Origin of the sequence: Streptomyces violaceorubidus (assembly GCF_000717995.1) — a bacterium.
Taxonomy (GTDB): Bacteria; Actinomycetota; Actinomycetes; order Streptomycetales; family Streptomycetaceae; genus Streptomyces; species Streptomyces violaceorubidus.
The window spans coordinates 1-293 of sequence record NZ_JODM01000189.1; the positions used below are offsets into that span (position 1 = coordinate 1).

The window sequence follows — 293 nt, forward strand, 5'->3', positions numbered from 1 at the left end:
TCCAGGCCCGAGGCGCAGAAGCGGTTCTCCTGCACCCCGGCCACCGTGTCCGGCAGTCCGGCGGCGATCGCCGCGATCCGGGCGATGTCCGAACCCTGGTCGCCGACCGGACCGACGACACCGAGCACGATGTCGTCCACCGCCGCCGGGTCCAGCCCCGGGAAACGGGCCCGGATCTCCCGGATGAGGCCGACCACCAGGTCGATCGGCTTCGTGCCGTGCAGGGCGCCGTTCGCCTTGCCGCGTCCGCGCGGGGTGCGGATCGCGTCGTACACGTACGCTTCGGTGCTCAC

The 293-nt window shown here is 72.7% G+C and carries 1 protein-coding gene; it reads right to left on the reverse strand.

Going from position 1 to position 293, the window contains the following annotated elements:
• Positions 1-293, reverse strand: a 293-nt coding sequence (locus IE94_RS0134660) for a thiolase family protein (RefSeq protein WP_030192643.1), incomplete at its 3' end; no start/stop codon positions are given.